The 24729-nt window shown below is 39.5% G+C and carries 16 protein-coding genes and 1 pseudogene; all 17 read left to right on the plus strand.

Features of this window, described 5'->3' with window-relative positions; translation table 11 throughout:
• Positions 1-151: 151 nt before the first annotated feature.
• Complete coding sequence (gene fsa, locus AC06G9_RS08535; protein ID WP_045753032.1) at positions 152-817, plus strand: fructose-6-phosphate aldolase; 666 nt, start codon at positions 152-154, stop codon at positions 815-817.
• An 11-nt stretch (positions 818-828) separates the two neighbouring features.
• Entirely contained in the window at positions 829-1680 is an 852-nt protein-coding gene (locus tag AC06G9_RS08540; protein WP_045755330.1) for a transketolase, read from the plus strand.
• 101 nt (positions 1681-1781) lie between these two features.
• Positions 1782-2759, plus strand: coding sequence for a transketolase family protein (locus AC06G9_RS08545; protein WP_480957884.1), 978 nt, complete (start codon positions 1782-1784; stop codon positions 2757-2759).
• Positions 2760-3023: 264 nt separating this feature from the next.
• Complete coding sequence (locus tag AC06G9_RS08550) at positions 3024-3869, plus strand: alpha/beta hydrolase (protein WP_480957885.1); 846 nt, start codon at positions 3024-3026, stop codon at positions 3867-3869.
• A 135-nt stretch (positions 3870-4004) separates the two neighbouring features.
• Positions 4005-6461: a glycoside hydrolase family 95 protein gene (locus AC06G9_RS08555; protein ID WP_480957886.1), complete on the plus strand. Its 2457-nt coding sequence runs from the start codon at positions 4005-4007 to the stop codon at positions 6459-6461.
• Between the two features lie 90 nt (positions 6462-6551).
• Positions 6552-8033 carry a xylulokinase gene (locus tag AC06G9_RS08560; protein ID WP_480957887.1) on the plus strand — a complete coding sequence of 494 codons (1482 nt, stop codon included), beginning with the start codon at positions 6552-6554 and terminating at the stop codon, positions 8031-8033.
• Positions 8034-8039: 6 nt separating this feature from the next.
• Positions 8040-9368 (plus strand): xylose isomerase, encoded by a 1329-nt coding sequence (gene xylA, locus AC06G9_RS08565; protein ID WP_248754078.1) that lies wholly within the window; start codon positions 8040-8042, stop codon positions 9366-9368.
• Positions 9369-9644: 276 nt separating this feature from the next.
• The gene (locus tag AC06G9_RS08570; RefSeq protein ID WP_480957888.1) at positions 9645-11498 is read left to right on the plus strand and encodes a sialate O-acetylesterase; all 1854 of its coding nucleotides are present in this window, start codon (positions 9645-9647) and stop codon (positions 11496-11498) included.
• A gap of 45 nt (positions 11499-11543) precedes the next feature.
• Entirely contained in the window at positions 11544-13649 is a 2106-nt protein-coding gene (locus AC06G9_RS08575) for a hypothetical protein (protein WP_480957889.1), read from the plus strand.
• 35 nt (positions 13650-13684) lie between these two features.
• Entirely contained in the window at positions 13685-15268 is a 1584-nt protein-coding gene (locus AC06G9_RS08580; protein ID WP_480957890.1) for a glycoside hydrolase family 43 protein, read from the plus strand.
• A 67-nt stretch (positions 15269-15335) separates the two neighbouring features.
• A complete protein-coding gene (locus AC06G9_RS08585; RefSeq protein WP_480957891.1) occupies positions 15336-16745 on the plus strand; it encodes a glycoside hydrolase family 43 protein in 1410 nt (469 codons plus the stop codon).
• Between the two features lie 365 nt (positions 16746-17110).
• Positions 17111-18523: an MFS transporter gene (locus tag AC06G9_RS08590; protein ID WP_260949849.1), complete on the plus strand. Its 1413-nt coding sequence runs from the start codon at positions 17111-17113 to the stop codon at positions 18521-18523.
• Between the two features lie 10 nt (positions 18524-18533).
• Positions 18534-19688, plus strand: a complete 1155-nt coding sequence (locus tag AC06G9_RS08595) for an endo-1,4-beta-xylanase (protein WP_260949847.1) — start codon at positions 18534-18536, stop codon at positions 19686-19688.
• Positions 19689-19699: 11 nt separating this feature from the next.
• A complete protein-coding gene (locus tag AC06G9_RS08600) occupies positions 19700-20665 on the plus strand; it encodes a glycoside hydrolase family 43 protein (RefSeq protein WP_045752658.1) in 966 nt (321 codons plus the stop codon).
• A gap of 99 nt (positions 20666-20764) precedes the next feature.
• Positions 20765-21993 (plus strand): annotated as a pseudogene (locus tag AC06G9_RS08605) (alpha-glucuronidase); the annotation flags it as partial.
• Between the two features lie 30 nt (positions 21994-22023).
• Positions 22024-22800 (plus strand): hypothetical protein, encoded by a 777-nt coding sequence (locus AC06G9_RS08610; RefSeq protein WP_480958174.1) that lies wholly within the window; start codon positions 22024-22026, stop codon positions 22798-22800.
• A gap of 57 nt (positions 22801-22857) precedes the next feature.
• Complete coding sequence (locus AC06G9_RS08615) at positions 22858-24621, plus strand: glycoside hydrolase family 43 protein (protein WP_434438214.1); 1764 nt, start codon at positions 22858-22860, stop codon at positions 24619-24621.
• Positions 24622-24729: the final 108 nt, after the last annotated feature.

Consider the following 24729-nt stretch of genomic DNA (forward strand, 5'->3'; position numbering starts at 1 on the left):
GATTTGGGAGGATGTTTTAAACATTTTTACCCTTATTTTTAAGATCTGTTTCATTGTATAAGCGCCTAATCATATAGTTTTGTTATACAATTAGAGATTTTTCATCTGCTAATTGTTGACCAACAATAAACAACTAAACTTAAATTGATAAATGAAATTTTTTATTGACACAGCTAACTTGAAGGATATTCAAGAAGCCCAAGACTTCGGGGTATTGGATGGTGTGACGACCAACCCTACATTAATGGCAAAAGAGGGGATTAGTGGAGATGACCATGTTCAGAAACATTACCTTGATATATGTGCCATAGTGGATGGGGATGTAAGTGCCGAAGTGATTGCGACGGACTATGCAGGTATGATTTACGAAGGGGAGGAGTTGGCTTCTTTAAATACTAAAATAGTGGTTAAAGTACCGATGACCAAAGATGGGATAAGGGCTATTAAATATTTCAGTAAAAAGGGTATCAAAACGAACTGTACATTAGTGTTTTCTGCAGGACAAGCCTTGTTGGCAGCAAAGGCGGGTGCAACTTATGTGTCTCCATTTATTGGCCGCTTAGATGACATCTCTGTCGATGGCCTCGGTCTTATCAATGAAATTCGTGAAATATATGATAACTATGGATTTTCAACGCAAATATTAGCCGCTTCTGTACGCAACAGTGCGCATATATTAGGCTGTGCTAAAATTGGTGCTGATGTCATTACATCTCCTTTGTCAGCGATTCTTTCTCTTTTAAAACATCCTTTAACGGACAGCGGACTTGCTCAATTCTTAGCTGATCATAAACGAGTGGCTGATCAAAATAATTAATAGTTATGGAAATGAATAAAAAAAGTGTTTCCGAACTAGAAGAAATTGTTTCTCAGGTTCGAAGAGATATTGTTCGGATGGTTCACTCCTGTCAATCTGGACATCCTGGAGGATCTTTGGGTTGTACAGAGCTTTTGGTTGCTTTATATTTTGAAGTGATGAATAGAAAGGAGGGATTTGATCTCGATGGAAAAGGGGAAGATTTATTTTTCCTTTCTAATGGTCATATTTCACCTGTCTTCTATAGCGTATTGGCAAGAGCAGGTTATTTTGATGTAGCGGAGTTGGCATCGTTTCGTAAGATTGGATCCCGATTGCAAGGTCATCCCACTACCCATGAGGGATTGCCAGGTATTCGTATCGCATCAGGTTCCTTGGGACAAGGGTTGTCTGTATCGATTGGTGCAGCTCAAGCTAAGAAATTGAATCACGATAAAGGCTTGATTTATGTGCTGATGGGTGATGGCGAATTGCAAGAAGGTCAAGTATGGGAAGCTGCTATGTATGCCCCCCACAATAAAGTGGATAACCTTATCGCTATTATTGATTATAATGGGGCACAAATTGATGGAGCAACTCAAGATGTTTTGTCACTAGGAAATCTTTCCGCAAAGTGGTTGGCTTTTGGCTGGCATGTCATCGAAATAAAAAATGGAAATGATATTGCTTCTATACTGGAGGGGCTTTCCGAAGCAAAATCACAAGCTAATAAAGGTGTGCCTGTTATTATTTTATTGCATACTGAAATGGGGAATGGTGTCGATTTTATGATGGGTTCGCACAAATGGCATGGTGTAGCTCCAAATAACGATCAATTGGCTATCGCTTTAGCTCAGAATCAAGAAACATTAGGTGATTATTAATTATTATTAGTATGTAAAGTATTGGTATTTAAAGTTTAGTGACGTTTTGCTTAAACCTAAATACCAATTAATTCATACAAACTATTCTATACGGGTAAAAAATGAAAAAATATACATATACAGAGTCTAAAGATACACGATCTGGTTTTGGAGCTGGTTTATTGGAAGCTGGAAGAAAAGATCCAAATGTCGTTGCGCTTTGTGCTGATCTGATCGGGTCATTAAAAATGAATGATTTCATTAAAGAATTTCCTGAAAGATTCTTTCAGATCGGTATTGCTGAGGCCAATATGATGGGGATCGCTGCAGGGTTAACGATCGGAAATAAGATTCCGTTTACGGGAACTTTTGCGAACTTCTCAACGGGAAGAGTTTATGATCAAATCCGCCAATCTATAGCCTATTCTGATAAAAATGTTAAGATCGCGGCGTCGCATGCAGGCCTGACGCTTGGCGAAGACGGTGCTACACACCAAATTTTGGAAGATATCGGATTGATGAAGATGTTACCGGGCATGACGGTGATCAACCCTTGTGATTATAACCAGACGAAGGCAGCTACAATTGCTGCTGCGAAATATTATGGACCAGTTTATCTCCGTTTTGGAAGACCAGTAGTCCCTGTTTTTACACCAGAAGATCAAGAATTTGAGATCGGTAAGGCAGTTATGCTTAATGAGGGTAAAGATGTAACCATCATTGCAACTGGACATCTGGTATGGGAAGCAATTCAAGCTGGTGAGGAACTTGAAAAAATAGGTATAGATGCAGAAATTATTAATATTCACACGATTAAACCATTGGATGAAGAGGCTGTATTGAATTCTGTCAGAAAAACACGTTGTGTCGTTACAGCTGAAGAACATAATCGTCTGGGAGGTTTGGGCGATAGTATCGCACAATTACTGGCAAAAAAACAGCCTACCCCTCAAGAGTATGTTGCTGTAGATGATAGCTTTGGTGAATCGGGGACTCCTGCTCAATTGATGGAAAAATACGGTTTAAATGCAGCTAGTATTGTATTAGCGACTAAAAAAGTGCTTTCTAGAAAAGTATATCAAGATGCAACAGTAGCATAACATAACCACTTATATTTCCTTAATATTTATTTGAAAAGGAAATTATTTGCATAATTAATGAAAATAATTTTAGCTAAATAAAACCAATATTATTAAATTACAATATATATCTGTTTTACTATTTGATTTATGATTTTTTGGAATGCATAAATGCAGCAAGTATCGTCAAGATAGGATCTTTGGAAGTGTGCTTCTCTAAAATTTAAACCGAATAAAAGCCTATTGAAATTAAATAGTCAAAACCTAATTATAAACTACATGATCATGAAGAACGTATGGATTATACTACTTTTAGTTCTATCAATTTCCTTAGTGAGAGCGCAACAGAAGCATGCTCCTGCAGGATTTGATTTATATCAATCGGATATTTCACATGGTAAGATCGATACGATTTTTTATTTTTCATCAACTGTAGAGGCGAAACGAAGTGCTTTAGTATATCTGCCTCCGGGTTTTTCTCCGAAAAAATCTTATCCCGTACTTTATCTGTTACATGGAATCGGAGGTGATGAATATGAATGGTTGAAAAATGGTACACCTCAAATCATCTTGAACAATCTGTATGCCCAAGGTAAATTAGAACCCATGTTAGTGGTACTGCCAAATGGACGTGCCATGAAAGATGATCGTGCAAACGGCAACATCATGGCTGCTGATAAAATTGAAGCTTTTGCTACATTTCAACGGGATTTATTACAGGACTTGATTCCATATGTTGAAAAAAATTATCCTGCAAAGTCTGGTCAGATCAATCGTGCGCTGTTTGGATTATCTATGGGGGGAGGACAGGCTTTAAATTTTGGACTCGGGAACTTGGATACATTCGCTTGGGTAGGTGGTTTTTCTTCAGCACCAAATACACGTATGCCGGAGGAGCTTATTCCTAATCCACAGGAAGTTAAGGATAAACTCCAGTTACTTTGGATTTCATGTGGAGATCAAGATGGTTTAATTCAAATCACGAACAGAACGCACGATTATTTGGAAAAACACCAGGTGCCTCATGTATTTTACATCGAACCTGGAGGTCATGATTTTAATGTCTGGAAGAATGATCTGTATCTAGTTTCGCAATTATTGTTTAAAAATAGCGATCAAGATCATCAATAATTCTTTCAAACTACTTTAAATGGAGGACATCAATATCGTTGATGAGTCTCCCAGCGATAATTGGGATGATGGATAGGAAATAAGTTTAATGCATGGATGAAATAAGGGTAAATCCGATGTAGTCAAAATAAAATTATGAGATTAATACTAGCTGTTTTTTTTAATGTGATTTTTATAGGGATTATATCCGTGTTTAATTGCATGTTATTTGCTCAAAATAAGAATGCTCTTAAATTATGGTATGATAAACCGGTATTAGATCATATTTGGGAGCAGGCGCTGCCTATAGGAAATGGCCGCTTGGGTGCTATGGTTTATGGTATTCCGCAACGGGAAGAATTACAGCTAAATGAGGAAACGATTTATGCAGGAGGACCTTATCGAAATGACAATCATCATGCTTTGGCGGCACTTCCTGAAGTTCGACAATTAATCTTTGATGGAAAACCTGAAAAAGCGGATCAATTAATAAATCAATCATTTTTTACCAAAACCCATGGCATGCCCTATCAAACTGGGGGCAGTGTCATTTTAAATTTTCCAGACCACCAAGAATACCAAAATTATTACCGTGAATTGGATATTGAAAGCGCTGTTGCTCGATCTCGTTATACGGTAGGTGACGTGACATACACCCGTCAGGTGTTTTCGTCATTTGCGGATGATGTGATTATGATGCAGATTACAGCAAGTAAAAAGGGGGCGCTTAATTTTGAGATGGAATATGCAAACCCTTCCGATCATCAAGTTTTCAAATCAGGTGAAAGTTTAATTTTGGAAGGTAGAGGATCAACGCATGAGGGGATTAAAGGTCAAATTATCTATCAAGAGCAGACGGTTGTAAAAAATAAAGATGGTATAGTCGAGGTAACAAATAATAAAATAACCGTATCGGGTGCAACTTCTGTCGTGCTGTATATTTCGATTGCTACAAATTTTGTGAATTACAAAACAGTCGATAACGATCATGCAAGCAGAGCTGCACGTAAATTGTCATCAGCACAAAAAAAGAGCTTTCAAGAAGCACTTAAGCAGCATATAGCAATTTATAATAAACAATTTGCACGATTCAAATTAGATCTTGGTGAAAAAGCTGATGCTAAAAACATGACTATCACGGAGCGGATTGACAATTTCAAGACCACGCAAGATCCATCTTTGGTGGCCTTATTGGTTCAATTTGGACGTTATTTATTGATCTGTTCTTCACAACCGGGTGGCCAGCCGGCAAATTTGCAGGGCATCTGGAATAGATCGATGAATCCACCTTGGGACAGCAAATATACGGTCAATATTAATACCGAAATGAATTATTGGCCTGCCGAAGTAACGAATCTTTCTGAAACAAATGAGCCTTTGTTTCAGATGATTAAAGAGTTGAGTGAAAGTGGTCGTGAAACTGCTCGGATATTGTATGGTGCTGATGGTTGGGTGACGCATCACAATACCGATCTATGGCGCGTAACAAGCCCAATTGATTTTGCGGCAGCGGGTATGTGGCCGACCGGAGGGACATGGCTAACGCAACATATATGGGAACATTATCTATACACGGGTGATAAAAAATTCTTAGCGGAGCTATATCCAGTGATGAAAGGGGCTTCGGACTTTATTTTGTCCATATTAATTGCTCATCCAAAACATCCGGATTGGCTTGTTATTTCTCCATCTATATCCCCGGAGCACGGACCTATTTCTGCTGGAGTGACCATGGACAATCAACTGGCATTTGACATCCTGACGCGTACTGCCTTGGCGAGTGAAATTTTAGGTCAGGATCCGGATTATCAGACTAAATTGGTTTCTACTGCGCGACAAATACCTCCTATGCAAGTCGGAAGATATACGCAATTGCAAGAATGGTTAGAAGATCTTGATGATCCAAAAAGTGACCATCGGCATGTATCACATTTGTATGGATTGTATCCTGGCCATCAAATATCTCCATACCGTACAGCGGAGTTGTTTGAGGCTGCAAGAAATTCATTGCTGTACAGAGGGGATTTTGCAACAGGATGGTCTATCGGTTGGAAAATAAATCTTTGGGCACGTTTGCTAGATGGAAATAAGGCGTATCGGATCATTGACAATATGTTGACTTTAGCTGATAAAATGAGTCCAGAAGGGCGTACGTATCCCAATATGTTTACCGCACACCCTCCATTTCAGATTGATGGCAATTTTGGTCTGAGCGCTGGAGTAGCCGAAATGCTCATGCAAAGTCATGATGGAGCTGTTCATGTATTGCCCGCTTTACCCGATTTATGGGGAGAAGGGTCTGTGGTGGGGATGGTGGCAAGAGGTGGCTTTCATGTTGATATGAACTGGAAAGATGGAAGCATTGAGAACATGACAGTTACGTCCAAAATTGGCGGTAATTTACGCGTGCGATCGTATTGGCCACTGGCCGCAAAAGGCTTGAAGGAAGCAATGGGTGAAAATCCAAATGTATTGTTAAATCCTGTCACGGTAAAAGAGGCACTGGTATCAGCACAGGCCAATTTGAAGGGTAACCATTTGAGAAAAGTATATGAATATGATATTCCCACTCAGGCGGGCGAAAAATATGTTTTTGTACATGATCAGCAATAATGAGTAAAAAATTAATTAAGGAGATCAAGACGACTTTGGTCGCTGGTGGTTGATATAAATGTAAACGATAAATCATAAGGAAGATATTATATGTTATTATTAGGAATAGATCTAGGGACTTCCTCTATTAAAGTATCTGTGATCGATGCGCAGACAAATAGACGAATAGCATCTACACAGTACCCGGATAGTGAGGCGGCTATCATCTCGGAGCAGCAGGGATGGGCAGAGCAAGATCCACATGTCTGGTGGGATTATACGAAATTGGCGATCCAAAAACTGAACAGTACAGGCTTGTATAATCCGAAGCATATCGGTGCAATCGGTATTGCCTATCAAATGCATGGTTTAGTGATCGTGGATCATGACCAGCAACCGATACGCAATGCGATCATCTGGTGCGATAGTAGGGCGGTAGCAATAGGAGATGAGGCTATCTGCAATTTGTCTGCTACTGGTTTTTTAGGATCCCACCTCAATTCTCCAGGTAATTTTACGGCTTCAAAGTTGGCTTGGGTAAAGGAAAATGAACCTGAGCTGTATGCTAAGATTTATAAATTTATGCTTCCTGGTGATTATTTGAGTATGTGTCTAACGGGTGAGATCAATTCCAATATCAGTTCCATATCTGAAGGTATCCTATGGGATTTTAAGCAGAATAGTATTTCCGATACTTTACTTCATTATTATGGAATAGATCGCGATCTAGTACCCGAAATCTTACCTGTCTTTTCCAATTACGGTCAGATTAGGGCTGAAGTTGCCGATGAGCTGAATCTGTCTAGGGAAGCTTTTGTGAGCTACAAAGCGGGAGATCAGCCCAATAATGCATTGTCATTAAATGTATTTGAGCCTGGAGAAGTTGCTGCAACTGCTGGTACATCTGGTGTTATCTATGCGGTCACAGATCAACTGGTCTATGATCAAGAGTCGCGTGTGAACACTTTTGCTCATGTCAATCATGATCATGTCCAGACGAGCTTGGGCGTGTTGCTCTGTATCAACGGTACTGGTATTCAAAATAGCTGGATGAAAAAAATAACTGCTCGAGGGAATGATTATGTACAGATCAATCAATTAGCTTCCAATATTGCTATTGGTTCTGATGGTATTATCGTACTGCCATTTGGAAATGGAGCTGAACGCATGCTAAAAAATAAGATGGTGCATGCCCACATCGAAAATATAGATTTTGTACGACACGATGATGCCCATTTATGGCGTGCAGCACAAGAGGGAATAGCCTTCTCTTTTCGGTATGGTCTTGATATTTTGAGACAAAATGGTATCGAACCAAAGGTCATTCGAGCAGGACATGCCAATTTATTTTTGAGCCCTGTATTCCAGCAATCTTTTGCAGGAGTCACCAATGTGGAAGTCGAGCTATATGACAATGACGGCAGCGTGGGGGCTGCATTGGGTGCAGGACTGGGAGCGGAGATATTTGTTTCTCGTAAAGAAGCTTTTGCAGGATTGGAAAAACATGCCATCATTGAACCTTCGCATGTTGGTTTATATGATGAGTTATATGAAAAATGGAAAAATAGTTTAAATAGGAAATTGTTAAATTAATTAAAAATGGAAGTTTTATTAGGAAATCAAGAGTATTTTAAAAACATTGGACAAGTTAAATATGAAGGAGTCGAATCGGATAATCCGTTAGCCTTTCGTTGGTATGATGCTAACCGTGTGGTAGCTGGAAAAACAATGGCAGAGCATTTTAAATTTGCATGCTCTTATTGGCATTCGTTTAATGGTAATGGATCTGATCCATTTGGTGGACCTACCCAGTTTTTTCCTTGGGATGCTAAATCTGGAATAATAGACAGAGCTAAAGATAAAATGGACGCTGCATTTGAATTTATGACGAAAATGCAATTGCCTTATTACTGTTTTCACGATGTTGATTTAGTGGACTATACCGATAATGTTGTTGAAAATGAGCAAAATCTGGAGCGTATTGTGAATTACGCTAAGGAGAAGCAAGCGCAAAGTGGTATTAAATTGCTTTGGGGTACAGCAAATTTGTTTAGTCATCACCGCTATATGAATGGTGCATCGACTAATCCTGATTTTCATGTACTCGCTCATGGTGGAGCGCAGGTAAAGGCCGCGATTGATGCTACAATTGCACTTGGTGGCGAAAATTATGTTTTCTGGGGTGGTCGTGAAGGTTATATGTCGCTCTTGAATACTAATATGAAAAGAGAACAGGAGCATTTGGCTCGTTTTCTACATGTAGCAAAAGATTATGCGCGTAAAAATGGTTTTAAAGGTTCATTTTTTATTGAACCAAAACCATGTGAGCCTTCTAAACACCAGTATGATTTTGATGCGGCTACCGTGATTGGCTTTTTGAGAAAATATGATTTATTGGGTGATTTTCAATTGAATCTTGAAGTTAACCATGCTACATTGGCTGGACATACTTTCCAGCATGAATTGCAAGTTGCAGCTGATGCGGGACTTTTAGGTTCTATAGACGCTAACCGTGGAGATTATCAAAATGGTTGGGATACGGATCAATTTCCAAATGATTTGAATGAATTGACAGAATCTTTGCTCATTATTTTAGAAGCTGGTGGCCTAAATGGTGGAGGTGTTAATTTTGATGCTAAAATTAGAAGAAATTCAACAGATCCTGCTGATTTGTTTTATGCTCACGTGGGTGGTATGGACAATTTTGCAAGGGCTTTAGTGATCGCTGATAATATTCTTCAAAAATCTGATTATAAAAAAATTCGTTCACAACGTTATGCAAGCTTTGATACTGGGGCTGGGGCTGACTTTGAACAAGGTAAATTGACTCTAGAAGATTTAAGAAACTTTGCTGCTGAACATGGTGAACCAAAATTAATAAGCGGTAAGCAAGAATATTTAGAGAATTTAATCAACCGTTTTATTTAGTCGTTTAGTTTAATTGTTTTTTTTGCACTTTAAGTTATGGAGAGAGCAATCGCTCTTTTCATAGCTTATTTTAAACCTACTTCGACCTATTATGAGCATTTAATAAACCAATTTTACATTTCTACATTTACGATATAAAGATTAGAAATCTTCCATCTTTCTATCACAAGAACACTTAAATTCTTCCTCATAAAATAAAGGAAGAAAAGCATGCTATGTCATGGTGATAATTAATTACGATATAATTTTAAATTAAAGAAAAATAATAGTTGTTTTATGAGAACTGTTGCTGTTTTATTGAGCTTTATCATGTTCCAAACGGTCTTTGCAAAAGTAAAGCTTCCTGCTTTAATTAGTGACCGTATGGTATTGCAGCGCGATATTGAACTTAAACTATGGGGCTGGGCAGATCGGGGCGAAAAGGTTACTATTCGTTTTCAAGGAAAAATTTATCAGACGCAACCAGGAGCTGACGGTAAGTGGTCGGTGATATTGCCTCCGCAGAAAGCAGGCGGTCCCTTTATTATGGAAGTTAATGAGATTATTATTCGCGATATTTTAATTGGTGATGTGTGGCTAGCTTCTGGACAGTCAAACATGGAAACTCCTATTTTGAGGTTAGTGGATCGATACCCTGAGATCAATGTGTCCAATAACCATATGATTCGCTATTATAAAGTGCCCACACAGGAATCGATACATGAAAAAGATGAAATCGCTTCTGGTGCCAAATGGTACTCCGCAATCGCTTCGGACGTAATCAACTGGACGGCTTTGGCTTATTTTTATGCACAAGAGGCTTACAGACATACAGGTATTCCTGTTGGTATGTTGGTGTCTAGCAAAGGTGGGAGCACGATCCAAAGTTGGGTGGATCAAGATCATCTGAAAGAATTTCCAGCATTGATTGTAAATAAAGAAGCATTACGGACAATGGAAACTGCTGCCATAGATCAAGGATCAAACAAATGGAATCGTACCGACTTTAACGATCGTGAATGGCAAACGGTATCGATACCAAGTCGTTGGAATGAGACTGGATTGAATATCAAGGGTACTGTTTACTATCGTAAGGATTTTGAATTACCTGCTGCTATGGAGGGAAAACATGCTAAGTTATACTTAGGCACTATGATCGATAGTGATTCTGTTTATGTGAATGGAAAATTTGTAGGCTCTACTTCATATTTCTATCCTCCACGTAAGTATGATATTCCTGCGGGAATATTGATTGCGGGAAAAAATAATATCACCATTCGCTTAACCGCAAATGCAAATAACGGTGGATTTATTGAAGATAAACCGTATAAAATTGTAAATGATGAAATAGAAGTGGATCTGAAAGGATTATGGAAATATAAGGTTGGTCAAGATCTAGAGCTTTTGGAACAAACTAAAAAACAATTGGTAAACCTCCAATCCATGGGTTCAAGTTTATATCATGGTATGATTTACCCCCTGCGAGATTATCAAGTGAAAGGTGCGATCTGGTATCAGGGAGAAGGCAATGCTGGAGATCCAAATTACGAAAAATATTTAAAAGCACTGATCACAAACTGGCGAACGGTATTGAACCGACCTGAATTACCTTTTTTGCTGGTACAGCTCCCTAATTATTCGGCAAAATCTGTTCAACCTCCATTTCGGAGTGGATGGGCAAGTATTCGAGAAGCTCAATTGCACACGGCGTTGACCGTGCCGCAAACTGCAATGGCAGTGACTTATGATCTAGGCGAATGGAATGATATTCATCCGTTAAATAAAAAAGATCTTGCTCATCGTTTGTTTTTGCAAGCACGAAAATTGGTTTATGGAGAAAAGTTGGTTAGTGATGGTCCTCTTTATAAAAATATGAAGATCGATGGAAACAAGATTATTTTATTTTTCCATGCCGTTGCAGGCGGTTTAAAGAGCCGTGAAAATAGTTTAAAACATTTTGCAATAGCGGGTGAAGATCGGGTGTTCGTATGGGCAGATGCGATAATAAAAGATAATACCATTATCGTGAGCAGTCAGGAGGTCGCAAATCCCGTGGCTGTCCGTTATGCCTGGAGTGATAATCCTGAAGAGGCTAATCTTCAAAATAAAGATAAATTACTAGCCTCACCCTTTCGGACTGATCATTGGTAGCACGAGCTGCTGTTGGATGTATTTGATATGATAACATAAAAAAATATGAATAAAATTAACTATATGTTTAAAAAAAAGACTGCTTTTTTATTATGTGCAGGTATGCTGATGCTATCGGCGCCCGCTGTGATGGCACAACAACAATCGTTGAAAAGCAATAAAATACAAAAGTTTGTTCACCAAGCTGCCGGCAATCCTTACTTACCGCTTTGGGAACATTTACCAGATGGCGAGCCTCGCGTTTTTGAAGATCCGGATCATCCGGGGAAATATCGTGCATATATTATTGGATCGCATGACCTGAGGTTTGATAGTTATTGTGGTCCTGATATTCGGATGTGGTCTGCACCTGTGGATGACTTGTCAAGCTGGAGAGATGATGGGCCAATATTTACTTACGAGATTGATGGACAGTGGGATGTGATGTATGCTCCAGATTTAGTGGAAGTGAAGAGAAAGGATGGACGTAAAGAATACTATTTGTATCCGCACAGTAGAGGTGAAAACCGTGAAGCTATGGTCGCCAAAGCTAGTCGTCCTGATGGTCCTTTTATACCGATCAACATGACGGAAGACGGCAAGCGTACGCTACCTGGAAGTGTTATTGGATTTGATCCTGCAATATTTGTTGAGCAGATTACAGATCCAAAGGATCCTGATTTTGAGATTGGTTTTAGAGCATATGCCTATTGGGGATTTCAGCGTTCTTTAGCCGCTGAGTTGGACCAAAATACGATGTATTCGGTGAGACCTGGCCGAAAAATTATTGATCGTTTTATTCCTGCAAGTGCAAGTTATGGTGTACTGCGGGATCCTAAGGGGACGACTTATGCTCATATCTTACCTGGGGAAGATCTAGGTTCTTTCAACTTCTTCGAAGCATCTTCGATACGTAAAGTTGGGAATAAATATGTATCGGTGTATAGTGGGTACTCAGGACCTGAGTATGGAGTGAACAGCTCTAATTCGACATTACGTTATCTGATCGGTGATTCGCCGTTAGGACCATGGAAGAGTGGCGGGGTACTGGTCGATTCGCGGGGACCTGTATTAAATTTAGATGGAACGGCTATTGTGACGAGTAATGCGGGGCATAATACGCATGGAAGTCTTGAAGAAATTAATGGACAATGGTATGTTTTTTATCATAGACCGCCAAGAGGATTTGGATTTGCGCGTCAAGCGGTCGTGGCTCCAGTTATTATAGATTGGGACGAGAAATCGGTTGCTCAAGGGGGATCTGTAAGAATTAGAGCTTTTGATCCTTATGGAGAAAATAAAATGGTGACTGTGAAGGACAGTCAAGGTAAAGAATATAAAGGAGCAGAAGTAACCTCTGAGGGCTTTCATATCTTTGGGCTTGATCCTTATCAATATTATTCTGCAGGATATGCAGCCTATCTTTCGGATATCAGCACCATGCAGGATTCATGGGATATATGGGACAATCATATGCCTGTGACCAATCTGCAAAACGGGAATATTACTGGTTTTAAATATTTTGGTTTTGGGGGGCTTAAAAAGGATCAATTTGGTCTGAAAGCTTTCCAAGGTACAAAAGAAGGTAACCATACCATGTTTAACCTATTTCTAACTCCAAAATCTAAAAAATCATTTAAAGTTAATGTATGGTTGGATGGTCCTTATGATAATGCGGTATGGAATGGTAAAAAAATAGGCGAAATCGTGGTGCCTGCTCAGTCGAAATTGGAGACTACACAGTTTAAAATCGATGTATCCAAATTTGTTGATCATCTTGATAAAAAGCATGCGATATACTTGGTGGCAGAGGGTGAAGATCATGAAATACTCTATGATTTGATCGGTCTGGGCTTTAGTTCAAAGAAACATAAAATTGATCGCCCAATCGTGCCTCAAGTGCGTATCGCTGTCAATGGTAAAGCACTGGAAATACCGGCTGTACCTGTTCGATCGACCAATGCGAATGGCATTGTTGATTATGATCAGTATGAGATCAAAAGCAAAATTTCTTCGCAAGCATCAACTGCACCTGTCGTGACGGCATCTGCAGATCATCCTGATGTCAAAGTGACTATTACACAGGCGGACTCTGCTTCGGGGACAAGCAGCGTCGTATTTAATTACAAAGGAGTATCCAAGATTTACAAGGTCATATTTACATCTGAATAAATCTATAAATCAATTTCAAAAAATAGATCAGCGTTATGAAAGTTCATTTTAAAGGTATGCGCATAGTATGTCATGTGGTCTGGGTCTGGGTGTTATTCATAAATCCAATTTATGGACAACAGATCGATCATCAGGCGCGTAATCCTATTATTTTTTCCGATGTACCGGATCTCTCCATGATACGAGTAGGTGAGACTTACTACATGAGCAGTACGACCATGCACATGAACCCCGGTTTACCGCTGATGAAGTCGAAAGATTTAGTGAATTGGGAAATGATCGGATACGGGCATCATGCTCTGGCGGATATGGACGAACTGAATCTCGATGATGGGAAAAATACATACGGTCGGGGATCATGGGCAAGTAGCTTACGCTATCATAATGGGACCTACTACGTCAGTACATTTGCACAAACAACGGGTAAGACGTATATCTATTCCACTCAAAATATCGAGAAGGGACCTTGGAAGCGCACAGAGTTTAAGCCTGCTTTGCACGATCATAGTTTATTTTTTGAAGGAGATCAGATTTATATGGTATGGGGGGGCGGTCAAATCAATATCATTGAATTGCTGCCTGATCTTTCGGGAGTGAAGCCGGAGACTCAACGTGTCTTGATTGAAAATGCCACTTTACCAACCACACCACTAGGCAAACAAGGGGGGCTTCCTGCTGAAGGCTCCCAATTGTTTAAAGTGAATGGAAAATATTATCTATTTAATATTTCCTGGCCTCCGGGCGGAATGCGATCGGTGATCGTGCACCGTGCTGATCAACTTCATGGACCATATGAAGGACGTGTGGTGTTGCAAGATAAAGGGGTAGCACAAGGTGGATTGATTGATCAACCAAATGGTAAGTGGTATGCTTATCTCTTTCAGGATTATGGTGCCGTTGGGCGCATCCCGTATTTAGTACCTGTCCAATGGATCGATGACTGGCCGGTATTGGGTATTGATGGTCAAGTCCCGGATGTGCTGGATCTTCCTGCTAGTAAAGGATTGATTCCTCATCTGGTTAATTCGGATGATTTTGATCGTAAAGGTGGAGAACCTGCTTTACCACTGGTGTGGCAGTGGAACCATAATCCTGTGGCGGATCTTTGGTCCGTAAGTGCTAGAAAGGGACATTTGAGGTTGAAGACTGGGCGAGTAGATCAACAATTTTTACAGGCTAGAAACACATTGACACAGCGCACCTTTGGTCCAACATGCACAGGATCTACAGCTATAGATATTGCTAATATGAAGGACGGGGATTTTGCAGGTTTATCTTTATTGCAGAAAAACTATGGTTTGGTCGGTGTCCGTATGGACGGAGGAAAACATTTTTTAGTGATGGTCAATGCGATGACGGGAGCGGAAGAAGAGGTGGCCCATATTCCTTTACACCAAAAGAAAGTTTATTTAAAAGCCAACTGTGATTTTACCAACAAAAAGGATATGGCTACTTTTTTCTATAGCCTTAATGGAAAAGAGTGGGTTCCAATAGGTCCGCAGTTTAAAATGTCCTATACGATACCGCATTTTATGGGATATCGATTTGGCTTATTTTATTATGCGACCAAAACTGTCGGTGGATTTGTTGATTTTGATTATTTCCGTATTAGTCCCTAACATTTAAATACATTTTTGAATTTCTCAATCGTATTTTTTGTAAAAAACACTTAATAATCTTTTAATCATGAAGAAAACAAAAATTGTATTGGGCATTTTAGCTTCTTGTGTGAGTACAGCTTTATATGCTCAGAATCCAATTATTCAAACTCATTTTACACCCGATCCTGCTCCTATGATTTATCAGGATAGGGTGTACGTGTATACGGGAGATGATCTACCGGGATATGACTTTTATTATATGACTAAATGGAGAGTGTACTCCTCTGCTGATATGGTCAATTGGACTGATCATGGTGTTCCGATTTCGCTAGAGTCTTTTAGTTGGGCACGGGATCGTGGTTGGGCAGCACAATGTGTGGAGCGGGATGGTAAATTTTACTGGTATATCTGTGCACAGACAATAAATAATGATATGGCTATTGGTGTTGCGGTTTCCGATAGTCCAACTGGGCCTTTTAAAGATGCATTGGGCAAGCCGTTGATTACCACTGGAAGCTGGTCTAATATTGATCCTACTGCTTATGTCGATGATGACGGTCAGGCTTATCTTTATTGGGGCAATGCCCATCTTTATTATGTCAAGCTCAATAAGGATATGATTTCGTACGCCGGAGATATCACAGAGGTTCCGCAATCTGTTGCATCTTTTGGTGGACTCCGAAAACCGGGAAGAAGTGATGAGGCTTTAAAAAAGGGAGAGGAGTATGAGGATGTGTTTGTGGAGGGACCATGGTTTTATAAACGAAACAAAAAATACTATTTGATGTACGCCGGAATGACAAAGGGTGTCGAATGTTTGTCTTATTCTACGAGCAGTACACCTGTAGGGCCTTGGCAATATCAAGGAAAGATCATGACGGGACAGCCTACAAATAGTTTTACCAATCACGGAGGAGTCATTGACTTTAAAGGCAACTCCTATTTATTTTATCATACGGGTTTATTGCCTGGTGGTGGAAGTTATGGTCGATCTACGGCTGTGGAAGCATTCAACTATAACAAAGATGGCAGTATTCCTAATATTGCCATAAGTAAGGAGGGCATAAACCCTGTAGGTACTGTCGATCCATACAAAAAAAATGAAGCCGAGATGATGGCCTGGTCCGAAAAATGTACGACAGCAGAAAATGAAGAGACTGGTGTATATGTCACTCAGATCCGCACGGGTGGATATATCAAGGTTCGAGCGGTAGATTTTGGCGATGGTGGTGCTGAATCATTTTCAGCTCGGTTGGCGGCAGGGCTCGATGGCGGAATTTTAGAAGTACGTTTGGATAGCGTGGCTGGTACTCAAGTGGCTGCTGTCCAAGTTCCCCGTACGGGCGGATGGAATACATGGCAAACCTTTCATGTTCCTCTATCGCAATCTGCTTTAGGGATTCGTGATGTATATTTTGTATTTAAAGGACAAAATATTACAGCAGGTCGTGAACTGTTCAATTTTGATCACTGGGTATTTCACGAAAAGCAATAGTGCCCTTATCTTCGTCATATGTTCATCTGTATAACCTTTTCAGATCTTACCTCAATAAAAGACCATCACAACTATCATCCTAAATTTATATTTTTTTCTTAAATAAGAACAGCAAGTGGTTTATTATGTAATAAACCGAGATGATCAGCAGTTTTTTGTTGTTATTTAAACATTTTTATCTGTTAATAAGACATATGTATCAGGTGCTAAATCGTCGTACTAGTAATTTTACAATGGTAATAGCGAACTCTTGACCGATAATAAATCAATTCTATTCAACATGATTGTGCATCAATCATGTTGAAATAGGAATTATACTATACCATTATGATAATCAATAACGACCAATTATTTACACTATATAAATGAAAATGAAAACGCAAACGATAGGCGAACAAAAAGGTTTCTATAAGCTTTCGCAATTGCAACGAATAGGGTTTGGATCTGGTGATTTGGCGCAAAACCTCATCTATCAGACTGTGTCGATGTATCTGCTTATTTTTTATACCAATGTATTTGGTATATCTGCTGCTGCGGCAGGAATTATGTTTTTAGTCGTGCGGATCGTTGACGTGATCTGGGATCCCATTGTGGGCGCTTTTGTAGATAAGAGAAATCCAAGAATGGGTAAATACCGATCCTATTTAATCTTGGGCGGGATTCCTTTGACCGGTCTGGCTATTCTCTGTTTTTGGAATGGATTTTCAGGTTCATTGGTCTATGCCTATATCACCTATGTTGGTCTATCGATGATTTATACTTTAATTAATGTTCCGTATGGTGCATTAAATGCCTCCTTGACTCGTGACACAGATGAGGTTACCAAGCTTACTTCAACGCGTATGTTTATGGCGAATATGGGGGGACTGGCTGTTGGTTATGGGGTACCGATCATGGTGCAATATTTTTCTCCTGATGGAAAGATTAATTCGCAGGAATCTGCTGAAGCGTGGTTTATTACGATGACGATCTATGCCATTGTCGGCTTGTTTTTACTGATATTCTGTTATACGCAAACTCAGGAGCGTGTTGTTATGGATGAAAAAGAGACCGAGAATGTAAAAGTTTCTGATTTATGGACTGAATTTAAGCATAATGGACCGTTGCGGGTGTTAGCTTTTTTCTTTATCACTGCATTTGCCATGATGGCAATAGGTAATTCAGCAGGGTCATATTATATGATTTATAATGTTCAAGCTCCAGAAATGCTTCCCTATTTTATGGCATTGGGGTCTATTCCGGCCTTTATTTTTATGCCTCTTGTACCTGCTATTAAACGTGCGATCGGTAAAAAACGCATGTTTTATGTGTTTTTAACTATTGCAGTATTAGGAATGGTCATGTTGTATAGTATTTCAGTTGTCCCAGCGCTAAAGACACAAGTGTGGTTGGTGTTAGTGGCACAATTTATCAAATCTACGGGAGTAATCGTTGCGACCGGATATATGTGGGCACTGGTTCCGGAGGTGATCTCGTACGGTGAACACGCGACTGGAAAACGCATATCTGGCATCGTGAATGCCTTAACGGGTATTTTCTATAAAGCGGGAATGGCTTTAGGTGGTGTTGTACCGGGACTTGTATTAGCTTATGTCGGTTTTGACAAAGATAATACCGTGTCGCAATCTGCATATGCCGAGCAAGGTATCCTTTGGCTGGTGGCAATTATCCCTGCCATTTTATTAATAGGCGCCATGTTTATCATCTCCAAATATGAATTGGATGATGCTGTTATTGACAAAATAAATCATGAAATAGAATCTAGACATAAGAATTAAATCATTAAAAATGAAGATAGCAAAGATATTTTTGTTAACGGGCATGGCTACATTAAGTTTAGCATGTAGTTCAACTAAATCACAGCAGATGCAGGTTGACAGTACTTATGATAACCAAGTCGTACTTAAGAACGCTTTTAAGGGTAAATTTTATATCGGTACGGCGTTAAATCTGGATCAGATATGGGGACGCAATAATGCTGCTCTTGCTGTTGTTAAAGAACAATTTAGTGCGATCGTTGCCGAGAATTGTATGAAAAGCATGTATATGCAACCGCGCGAAGGTGAGTTTAACTTTAAAGATTCAGATCGTTTTGTTGAATTTGGAGAAAAAAATGGTATGCATATTACTGGACATACCCTTATTTGGCATTCACAAGCACCCAATTGGTTTTTTGTGGATAAGAACGGGAAACAGGTTTCGCGCGAGGTCTTGATTGAAAGAATGCGCAATCATATCCATACGGTTGTTGGTCGATATAAAGGCCGTATTCACGGTTGGGATGTTGTGAATGAAGCCGTTTTGGATAACGGTGAATTGCGTAAAAGTAAGTTTTATGAAATCATAGGTGAAGACTTTATCAGGCTTGCTTTTCAATTTGCTCAAGAGGCAGATCCCAATGCGGAGTTGTATTATAATGACTATTCTACAGCAATTCCTGCTAAAAGAGATGGGATCGTCAAGCTGGTGAAAAACGTGTTAGACTCGGGAGGTCGGGTTGATGCCATTGGGATGCAAGAACATCATGGCTTAGATAATCCTGCTATAGCTGAAGTTGAAAAGACAATCATTGACTTTGCAAGCTTGGGTACAAAAGTAATGGTGACCGAAATGGATATCTCGGTACTTCCCCATGCTCGACCGCATATGGGTGCAGAGATCAGTGAAACATATCAATATAAAAATGAATTAAATCCTTATGTGGATAGTTTGCCTACGGCAATTTCTGCTGCTTTGGCAAATCGTTATGAGGAATTTTTTGGACTATATCTCAAACATGATGACAAAATAACGCGTGTGACAGTATGGGGTGTCGGTGACGGTGACTCATGGAAAAATGGATGGCCTATTCCTGGGCGTACGGATTATCCTTTGTTATTTGATCGTCAATATAAGCCTAAAGCTTTTATAAAAGATATCGTTGAATTAGCAAAACAAAAATAAACATATACTGAATGAATAAGGGAAGATATTTAGCGCCACATGATTTTATGGCAGATCCGTCGGCTCATGTTTTTGAGGATAAAATTTATATTTATCCTTCTCATGATTGGGAAAGCGGAATTTTAGAAAATGATAATGGTGATCATTTTAATATGAGGGATTACCATGTTTTCTCCATGGATGATATCGATGGAGAGGTCGTGGATCATGGCAAAGTATTGGAAGTGGGCGATATTCCATGGGGTGGTAGACAGCTGTGGGATTCGGATGTAGCACATAAAAATGGTCAGTATTATCTTTATTTCTCTTTAAAGGATAAGACCGATATTTTTAGGTTAGGTGTAGCCGTAAGTAAGACGCCATATGGTCCGTTTATCCCACAAGAGCACCCCATTTTGGGTAGTTACAGTATTGATCCCTGTGCTTTCGAAGATGATGATGGAACGCATTATATTTACTTTGGAGGTATATGGGGTGGACAATTACAATATTATAGGGACAATAAAATCAATTATCCAATGGATTTGCCTCACTGGCATGAATCAGCTCTATGTCCAAAAATAGCCAAATTGTCGGATGATATGTTGCAGTTTGGGGAGGAACCAAAGGATGTTCTTATTGTAGATCAAGAGGGTAACCCGCTCAAGCAAGGTGATCTGGATCGTCGTTTTTTTGAGGCTTCTTGGATGCATAAATATGGCGATAAATATTATTTTTCATACTCTACCGGCGATACGCATTTATTGTGTTATGCTATCGGGGACAATCCATATGGTCCTTTTACTTATCAAGGCGTTATTTTGACACCAGTTGTAGGTTGGACGACGCATCATAGTATTTTAAAGTTTAAGGGTAAATGGTATTTATTTCATCATGACTGTGTTCCATCGGGTGGTAAAACATGGTTACGAAGTATGAAAGTAGTGGAACTAGAGTATGATGAACATGGGCTGATCAAGACTATTGAAGGACAATAAGATCAAAATTGTTTTTTTTAACAATGATTCTGCTGACCTACTTACTTAACTAAACTCTAACTGAGATATCTCATTATAAATACGATACTTACAACTATGATGAAAGTCATTATATTGCTTTTACTCTTTATTTTTCCTTACTCTATTGTTCGCGCAGAGGATGGAAGTAAGCTTTGGCTTCGATATGTTTCTGTTTCTAAAGATGTTGCTAATAATCGTTCGATCAGCGTTCATTCGAAGGATCCGATTGTTCTATTGGCAAAGCAAGAATTAGTTAACTTTTGGGGGAAACAGTCTATTGAATTAGCGGTGGATCGAAAATTAACGTATTTAAAAGATGGCTTTAAAATAACGGGCAATTTAAATCGGATAAAAGTGGTTGCACCTGAGCCTGTAGGGCTGTTATATGCTGCTTATCATTTGTTGCAGCTCCAGGCTACCAATCAACCTGTTTCCAATTTAAATGTAGAAGAAATACCCTCATTTGATATCCGGATTCTTAATCATTGGGATAATCTGGATCGCACCGTTGAACGTGGTTATGCAGGATATTCGTTGTGGAAATGGGACGAATTGCCAGGTGTCATATCTCCTCGATATGAGGAGTATGCACGAGCTAATGCTTCTATTGGTATCAATGCTGTAGTTATTAATAATGTAAATGCTTCTCCTCAAATTTTGAGTTCGGAATATTTGCTTAAATTAAAAGGTCTGGCTGATATCTTTAGAAGATATGGCATCAAAGTTTATCTGTCTGTTAACTTTTCTTCTCCAAAAATATTAGGGGGTACGAAAGACTCAGATCCGCTTAATCCTGAGGTCATTTTATGGTGGAAGAATAAGGTGAAAGAGATTTATCAGGTAATTCCTGACTTTGGTGGTTTTTTGGTGAAAGCTAATTCTGAAGGGCAGCCAGGGCCCCAAGACTATGGGCGTACGCACGCAGATGGGGCAAATATGCTTGCAGATGCCGTAAAAGCATACTATGGTGTGATTATGTGGAGAGCTTTTGTTTATAATCCTTCTTCTGAAGATCGAGCCAAACAGGCCTATCAAGAATTTGTACCTCTCGATGGTGCATTCAGAGATAATGTGATCATTCAAATCAAAAATGGGCCGATCGATTTTCAGCCTCGTGAACCCTTTAATCCACTCTTCGGTGCACTTCGGAAAAGTAATGAGATGGTCGAATTTCAGATCACTCAAGAATATCTGGGGTTTGCGAACCACTAGCCTATCTAGCACCACTATTCAAAGAGACACTGGATAGTGATACTTATGCCGATGGAAAGGGGAGTACAGTCGCAAAATTGACAGATGGTACATTAAGACCAGCACGGAAAACAGCGATTGCTGCAGTGGCTAATATTGGTGAAGATCGTAATTGGACAGGTCACCACTTTGGGCAGGCAAATTGGTTTGCGTTCGGAAGGCTGGCTTGGAATCATGAGCTATCTTCTGAACAAATTGCCGAGGAATGGATTAGCATGACTTTTTCGACGGATAAAAAGTTTATTGACCCTGTGAAGAAAATGATGATGGGTTCGCGAGAAACGGTGGTTAACTATATGATGCCTTTGGGGCTACATCATATATTTGCCTTTGACCATCACTATGGTCCTGAACCTTGGGGTGATCAGGAAGGAGGTCGTCCAGACTGGATGCCTTGGTATTATCATAATGCAGATACTGTAGGGTTAGGATTTGATCGCACTTCTAATGGCAGTAATGCTATATCTCAGTACCGTCCACCTATTCAAGAGGTTTTTGGAGATATCCAATTATGTCCAGATCAGTATTTACTTTGGTTTCACCATGTGCCTTGGAGCTATACCATGAAAAGTGGACGTTCCATGTGGGATGAATTGTGTTACAAATATGATGCTGGGGTGCAACAGGTACGTACCATGCAACAGGCTTGGGATAGATTGGAGGGGCAAGTTGACCAGCAGCGATTTGTTGAGGTACAATCGAAGTTGAAGATTCAATCTAGGGATGCGGTATGGTGGAAAGATGCCTGCCTTCTTTATTTCCAAACATTTTCAAAAAAGCCTATTCCATATGATCTCGAAAGACCTGTTCATGAACTGGAAGATCTCAAAAAAATAAAGTTAATGATCAAACATCATAATTAAATGAGGTCTGAAAAGAATGTTTCGCGCTTTAATGTGTTCAATAATTATAAATATAAGATGCAAATAATAAAACAGATAAGAAATAAAACAGTAGCAGTATGTTATGTACTGACGATCGTTATATTTTCATCATGCCAAGCGATGCGGACTGATGATGGAAAAGGTCTTCTTAAAAGGCAAGAGGGATCGCCTTTATTTAGTAATTTCAACTATACAGGTAATGATCAGGTTTACAGTGAAAATCCAATTATTCCGGGAAAATTTTATAGTACTATTTTGCAAGGATGTTATCCTGATCCTAGCATAACACGGAAAGGTGACGATTACTACTTAGTAGCTTCTTCTTTTGTGATGTTTCCCGGTGTTCCCATTTTTCATTCAAAGGATATGGTCAACTGGAAACAGATCGGGCATGTGCTCAATCGAGAGTCTCAACTCCAAGTAGGCGTCGCTGGTATCAGCGAGGGTGTCTATGCTCCAGATATTATGTACAACCCCAATAATGATACTTTTTACATGATCACGACGCAATTTGCTTCGGGAATCGGTAATATGGTTGTTAAAACAAAAGATCCTAAGGAGAACAATTGGTCAGATCCGATAAAATTAAAATTTGAAGGAATTGACCCTGCTTTATTTTTTGATGATAATGGTAAAGCGTATGTAGTCCATAATGATGCTCCTGATGCAGGAAAAGAATTGTATAAAGGTCATCGGGTGATCAAAATCTGGGAGTATGATGTGGAGAAAGACCAAGTAGTAGCTGGCTCCAGTAAGATTATTGTTGATGGAGGGGTAGATCTGTCCAAAAAACCGATCTGGATCGAAGCGCCACATATTTACAAGAAAAATGGAAAGTACTATCTGATGTGTGCAGAAGGGGGAACCGGGGGCAATCACAGTGAAGTTATTTTTTCAAGTGATCATCCGATGGGACCTTATACTCCTGCAAAAAAGAATCCTATTCTGTCGCAGCGCCATCTCGCTGCTGATCGACAAAATAAGGTAGATTGGGCAGGTCATGCGGATCTGGTTCAGACCCCTAATGGTGAATGGTATGGTGTCTTCTTAGCGGTGAGGCCTAATGAGCAGTCTCGTGTCAACACGGGTAGAGAAACCTTTGTATTACCTGTTGATTGGTCTGGAGAATGGCCTGTTTTTGAGGGGGGGATGGAACCGCTAAATGCTTTGGTACGTGCACCCAAAGGAGTTAAAAAAAGTAAGGATCAATCCACGTACTTTCCAACTGGAAATTTTACTTACAGTGATAAATTGAATGGGAAGAAATTAGATGATCGATGGATTGCGTTGCGTGGACCGCGTGAGAAGTTTATCGTGCATGAAAATAATGGATTGGCCATTAAACCTTTTCATGTGGATATTAAAGAGAGAAAACCGATCTCTTCTTTATTCTATAGACAACAACATATTGCATTTACGGCAGAGGTAACCATGGATTATGTACCTAAATCTGAACAAGATCTTGCTGGTATTACTTGTTTGCAAAGTGAAAAGTTTAACTATGTATTTGGCTTGACTAAGTCAGGTAATGATCATTATCTGCTACTAGAACGTACTGAAAATGGTGTTAGCAAAGTGGTCGCTAAGCAAAAAATCAGTAAATTGGGTAAAATTAATCTCCGTGTCAGTGCTGTAGGTGATCAATATAAATTTTCATATACTATCCATGGAGATGCTTATGAGAATCTGGGCGGAACGGTATCGGGTGATATTCTTTCTACGGACGTTGCAGGTGGATTTACAGGATCTATGATCGGACTTTATAGCACTTCTGCCTATACCAATAACTTAGGGAAGTAGTCTTATTGTATCTCAAAAAAAGCTCATTAAAGAAATGATTGATATTAATTTCTTTAATGAGCTTTTTTTATTGAAGTAGCTTTCAATCGTGCGTATAGTTGAAGAATC

The organism is Sphingobacterium sp. MAE, from assembly GCF_056711605.1.

Coding starts and splice junctions, on each gene's coding strand:
- xylA (WP_248754078.1), top strand. CDS start 8,040: ATGGAAGTTTTATTAGGAAATCAAGAGTATTTTAAAAACATTGGACAA.
- AC06G9_RS08595 (WP_260949847.1), top strand. CDS start 18,534: ATGAAGATAGCAAAGATATTTTTGTTAACGGGCATGGCTACATTAAGT.
- AC06G9_RS08570 (WP_480957888.1), top strand. CDS start 9,645: ATGAGAACTGTTGCTGTTTTATTGAGCTTTATCATGTTCCAAACGGTC.
- AC06G9_RS08590 (WP_260949849.1), top strand. CDS start 17,111: ATGAAAATGAAAACGCAAACGATAGGCGAACAAAAAGGTTTCTATAAG.
- AC06G9_RS08545 (WP_480957884.1), top strand. CDS start 1,782: ATGAAAAAATATACATATACAGAGTCTAAAGATACACGATCTGGTTTT.
- AC06G9_RS08600 (WP_045752658.1), top strand. CDS start 19,700: ATGAATAAGGGAAGATATTTAGCGCCACATGATTTTATGGCAGATCCG.
- AC06G9_RS08615 (WP_434438214.1), top strand. CDS start 22,858: ATGCAAATAATAAAACAGATAAGAAATAAAACAGTAGCAGTATGTTAT.
- AC06G9_RS08575 (WP_480957889.1), top strand. CDS start 11,544: ATGAATAAAATTAACTATATGTTTAAAAAAAAGACTGCTTTTTTATTA.
- AC06G9_RS08560 (WP_480957887.1), top strand. CDS start 6,552: ATGTTATTATTAGGAATAGATCTAGGGACTTCCTCTATTAAAGTATCT.
- AC06G9_RS08550 (WP_480957885.1), top strand. CDS start 3,024: ATGAAGAACGTATGGATTATACTACTTTTAGTTCTATCAATTTCCTTA.
- AC06G9_RS08540 (WP_045755330.1), top strand. CDS start 829: ATGAATAAAAAAAGTGTTTCCGAACTAGAAGAAATTGTTTCTCAGGTT.
- fsa (WP_045753032.1), top strand. CDS start 152: ATGAAATTTTTTATTGACACAGCTAACTTGAAGGATATTCAAGAAGCC.
- AC06G9_RS08555 (WP_480957886.1), top strand. CDS start 4,005: ATGAGATTAATACTAGCTGTTTTTTTTAATGTGATTTTTATAGGGATT.
- AC06G9_RS08580 (WP_480957890.1), top strand. CDS start 13,685: ATGAAAGTTCATTTTAAAGGTATGCGCATAGTATGTCATGTGGTCTGG.
- AC06G9_RS08585 (WP_480957891.1), top strand. CDS start 15,336: ATGAAGAAAACAAAAATTGTATTGGGCATTTTAGCTTCTTGTGTGAGT.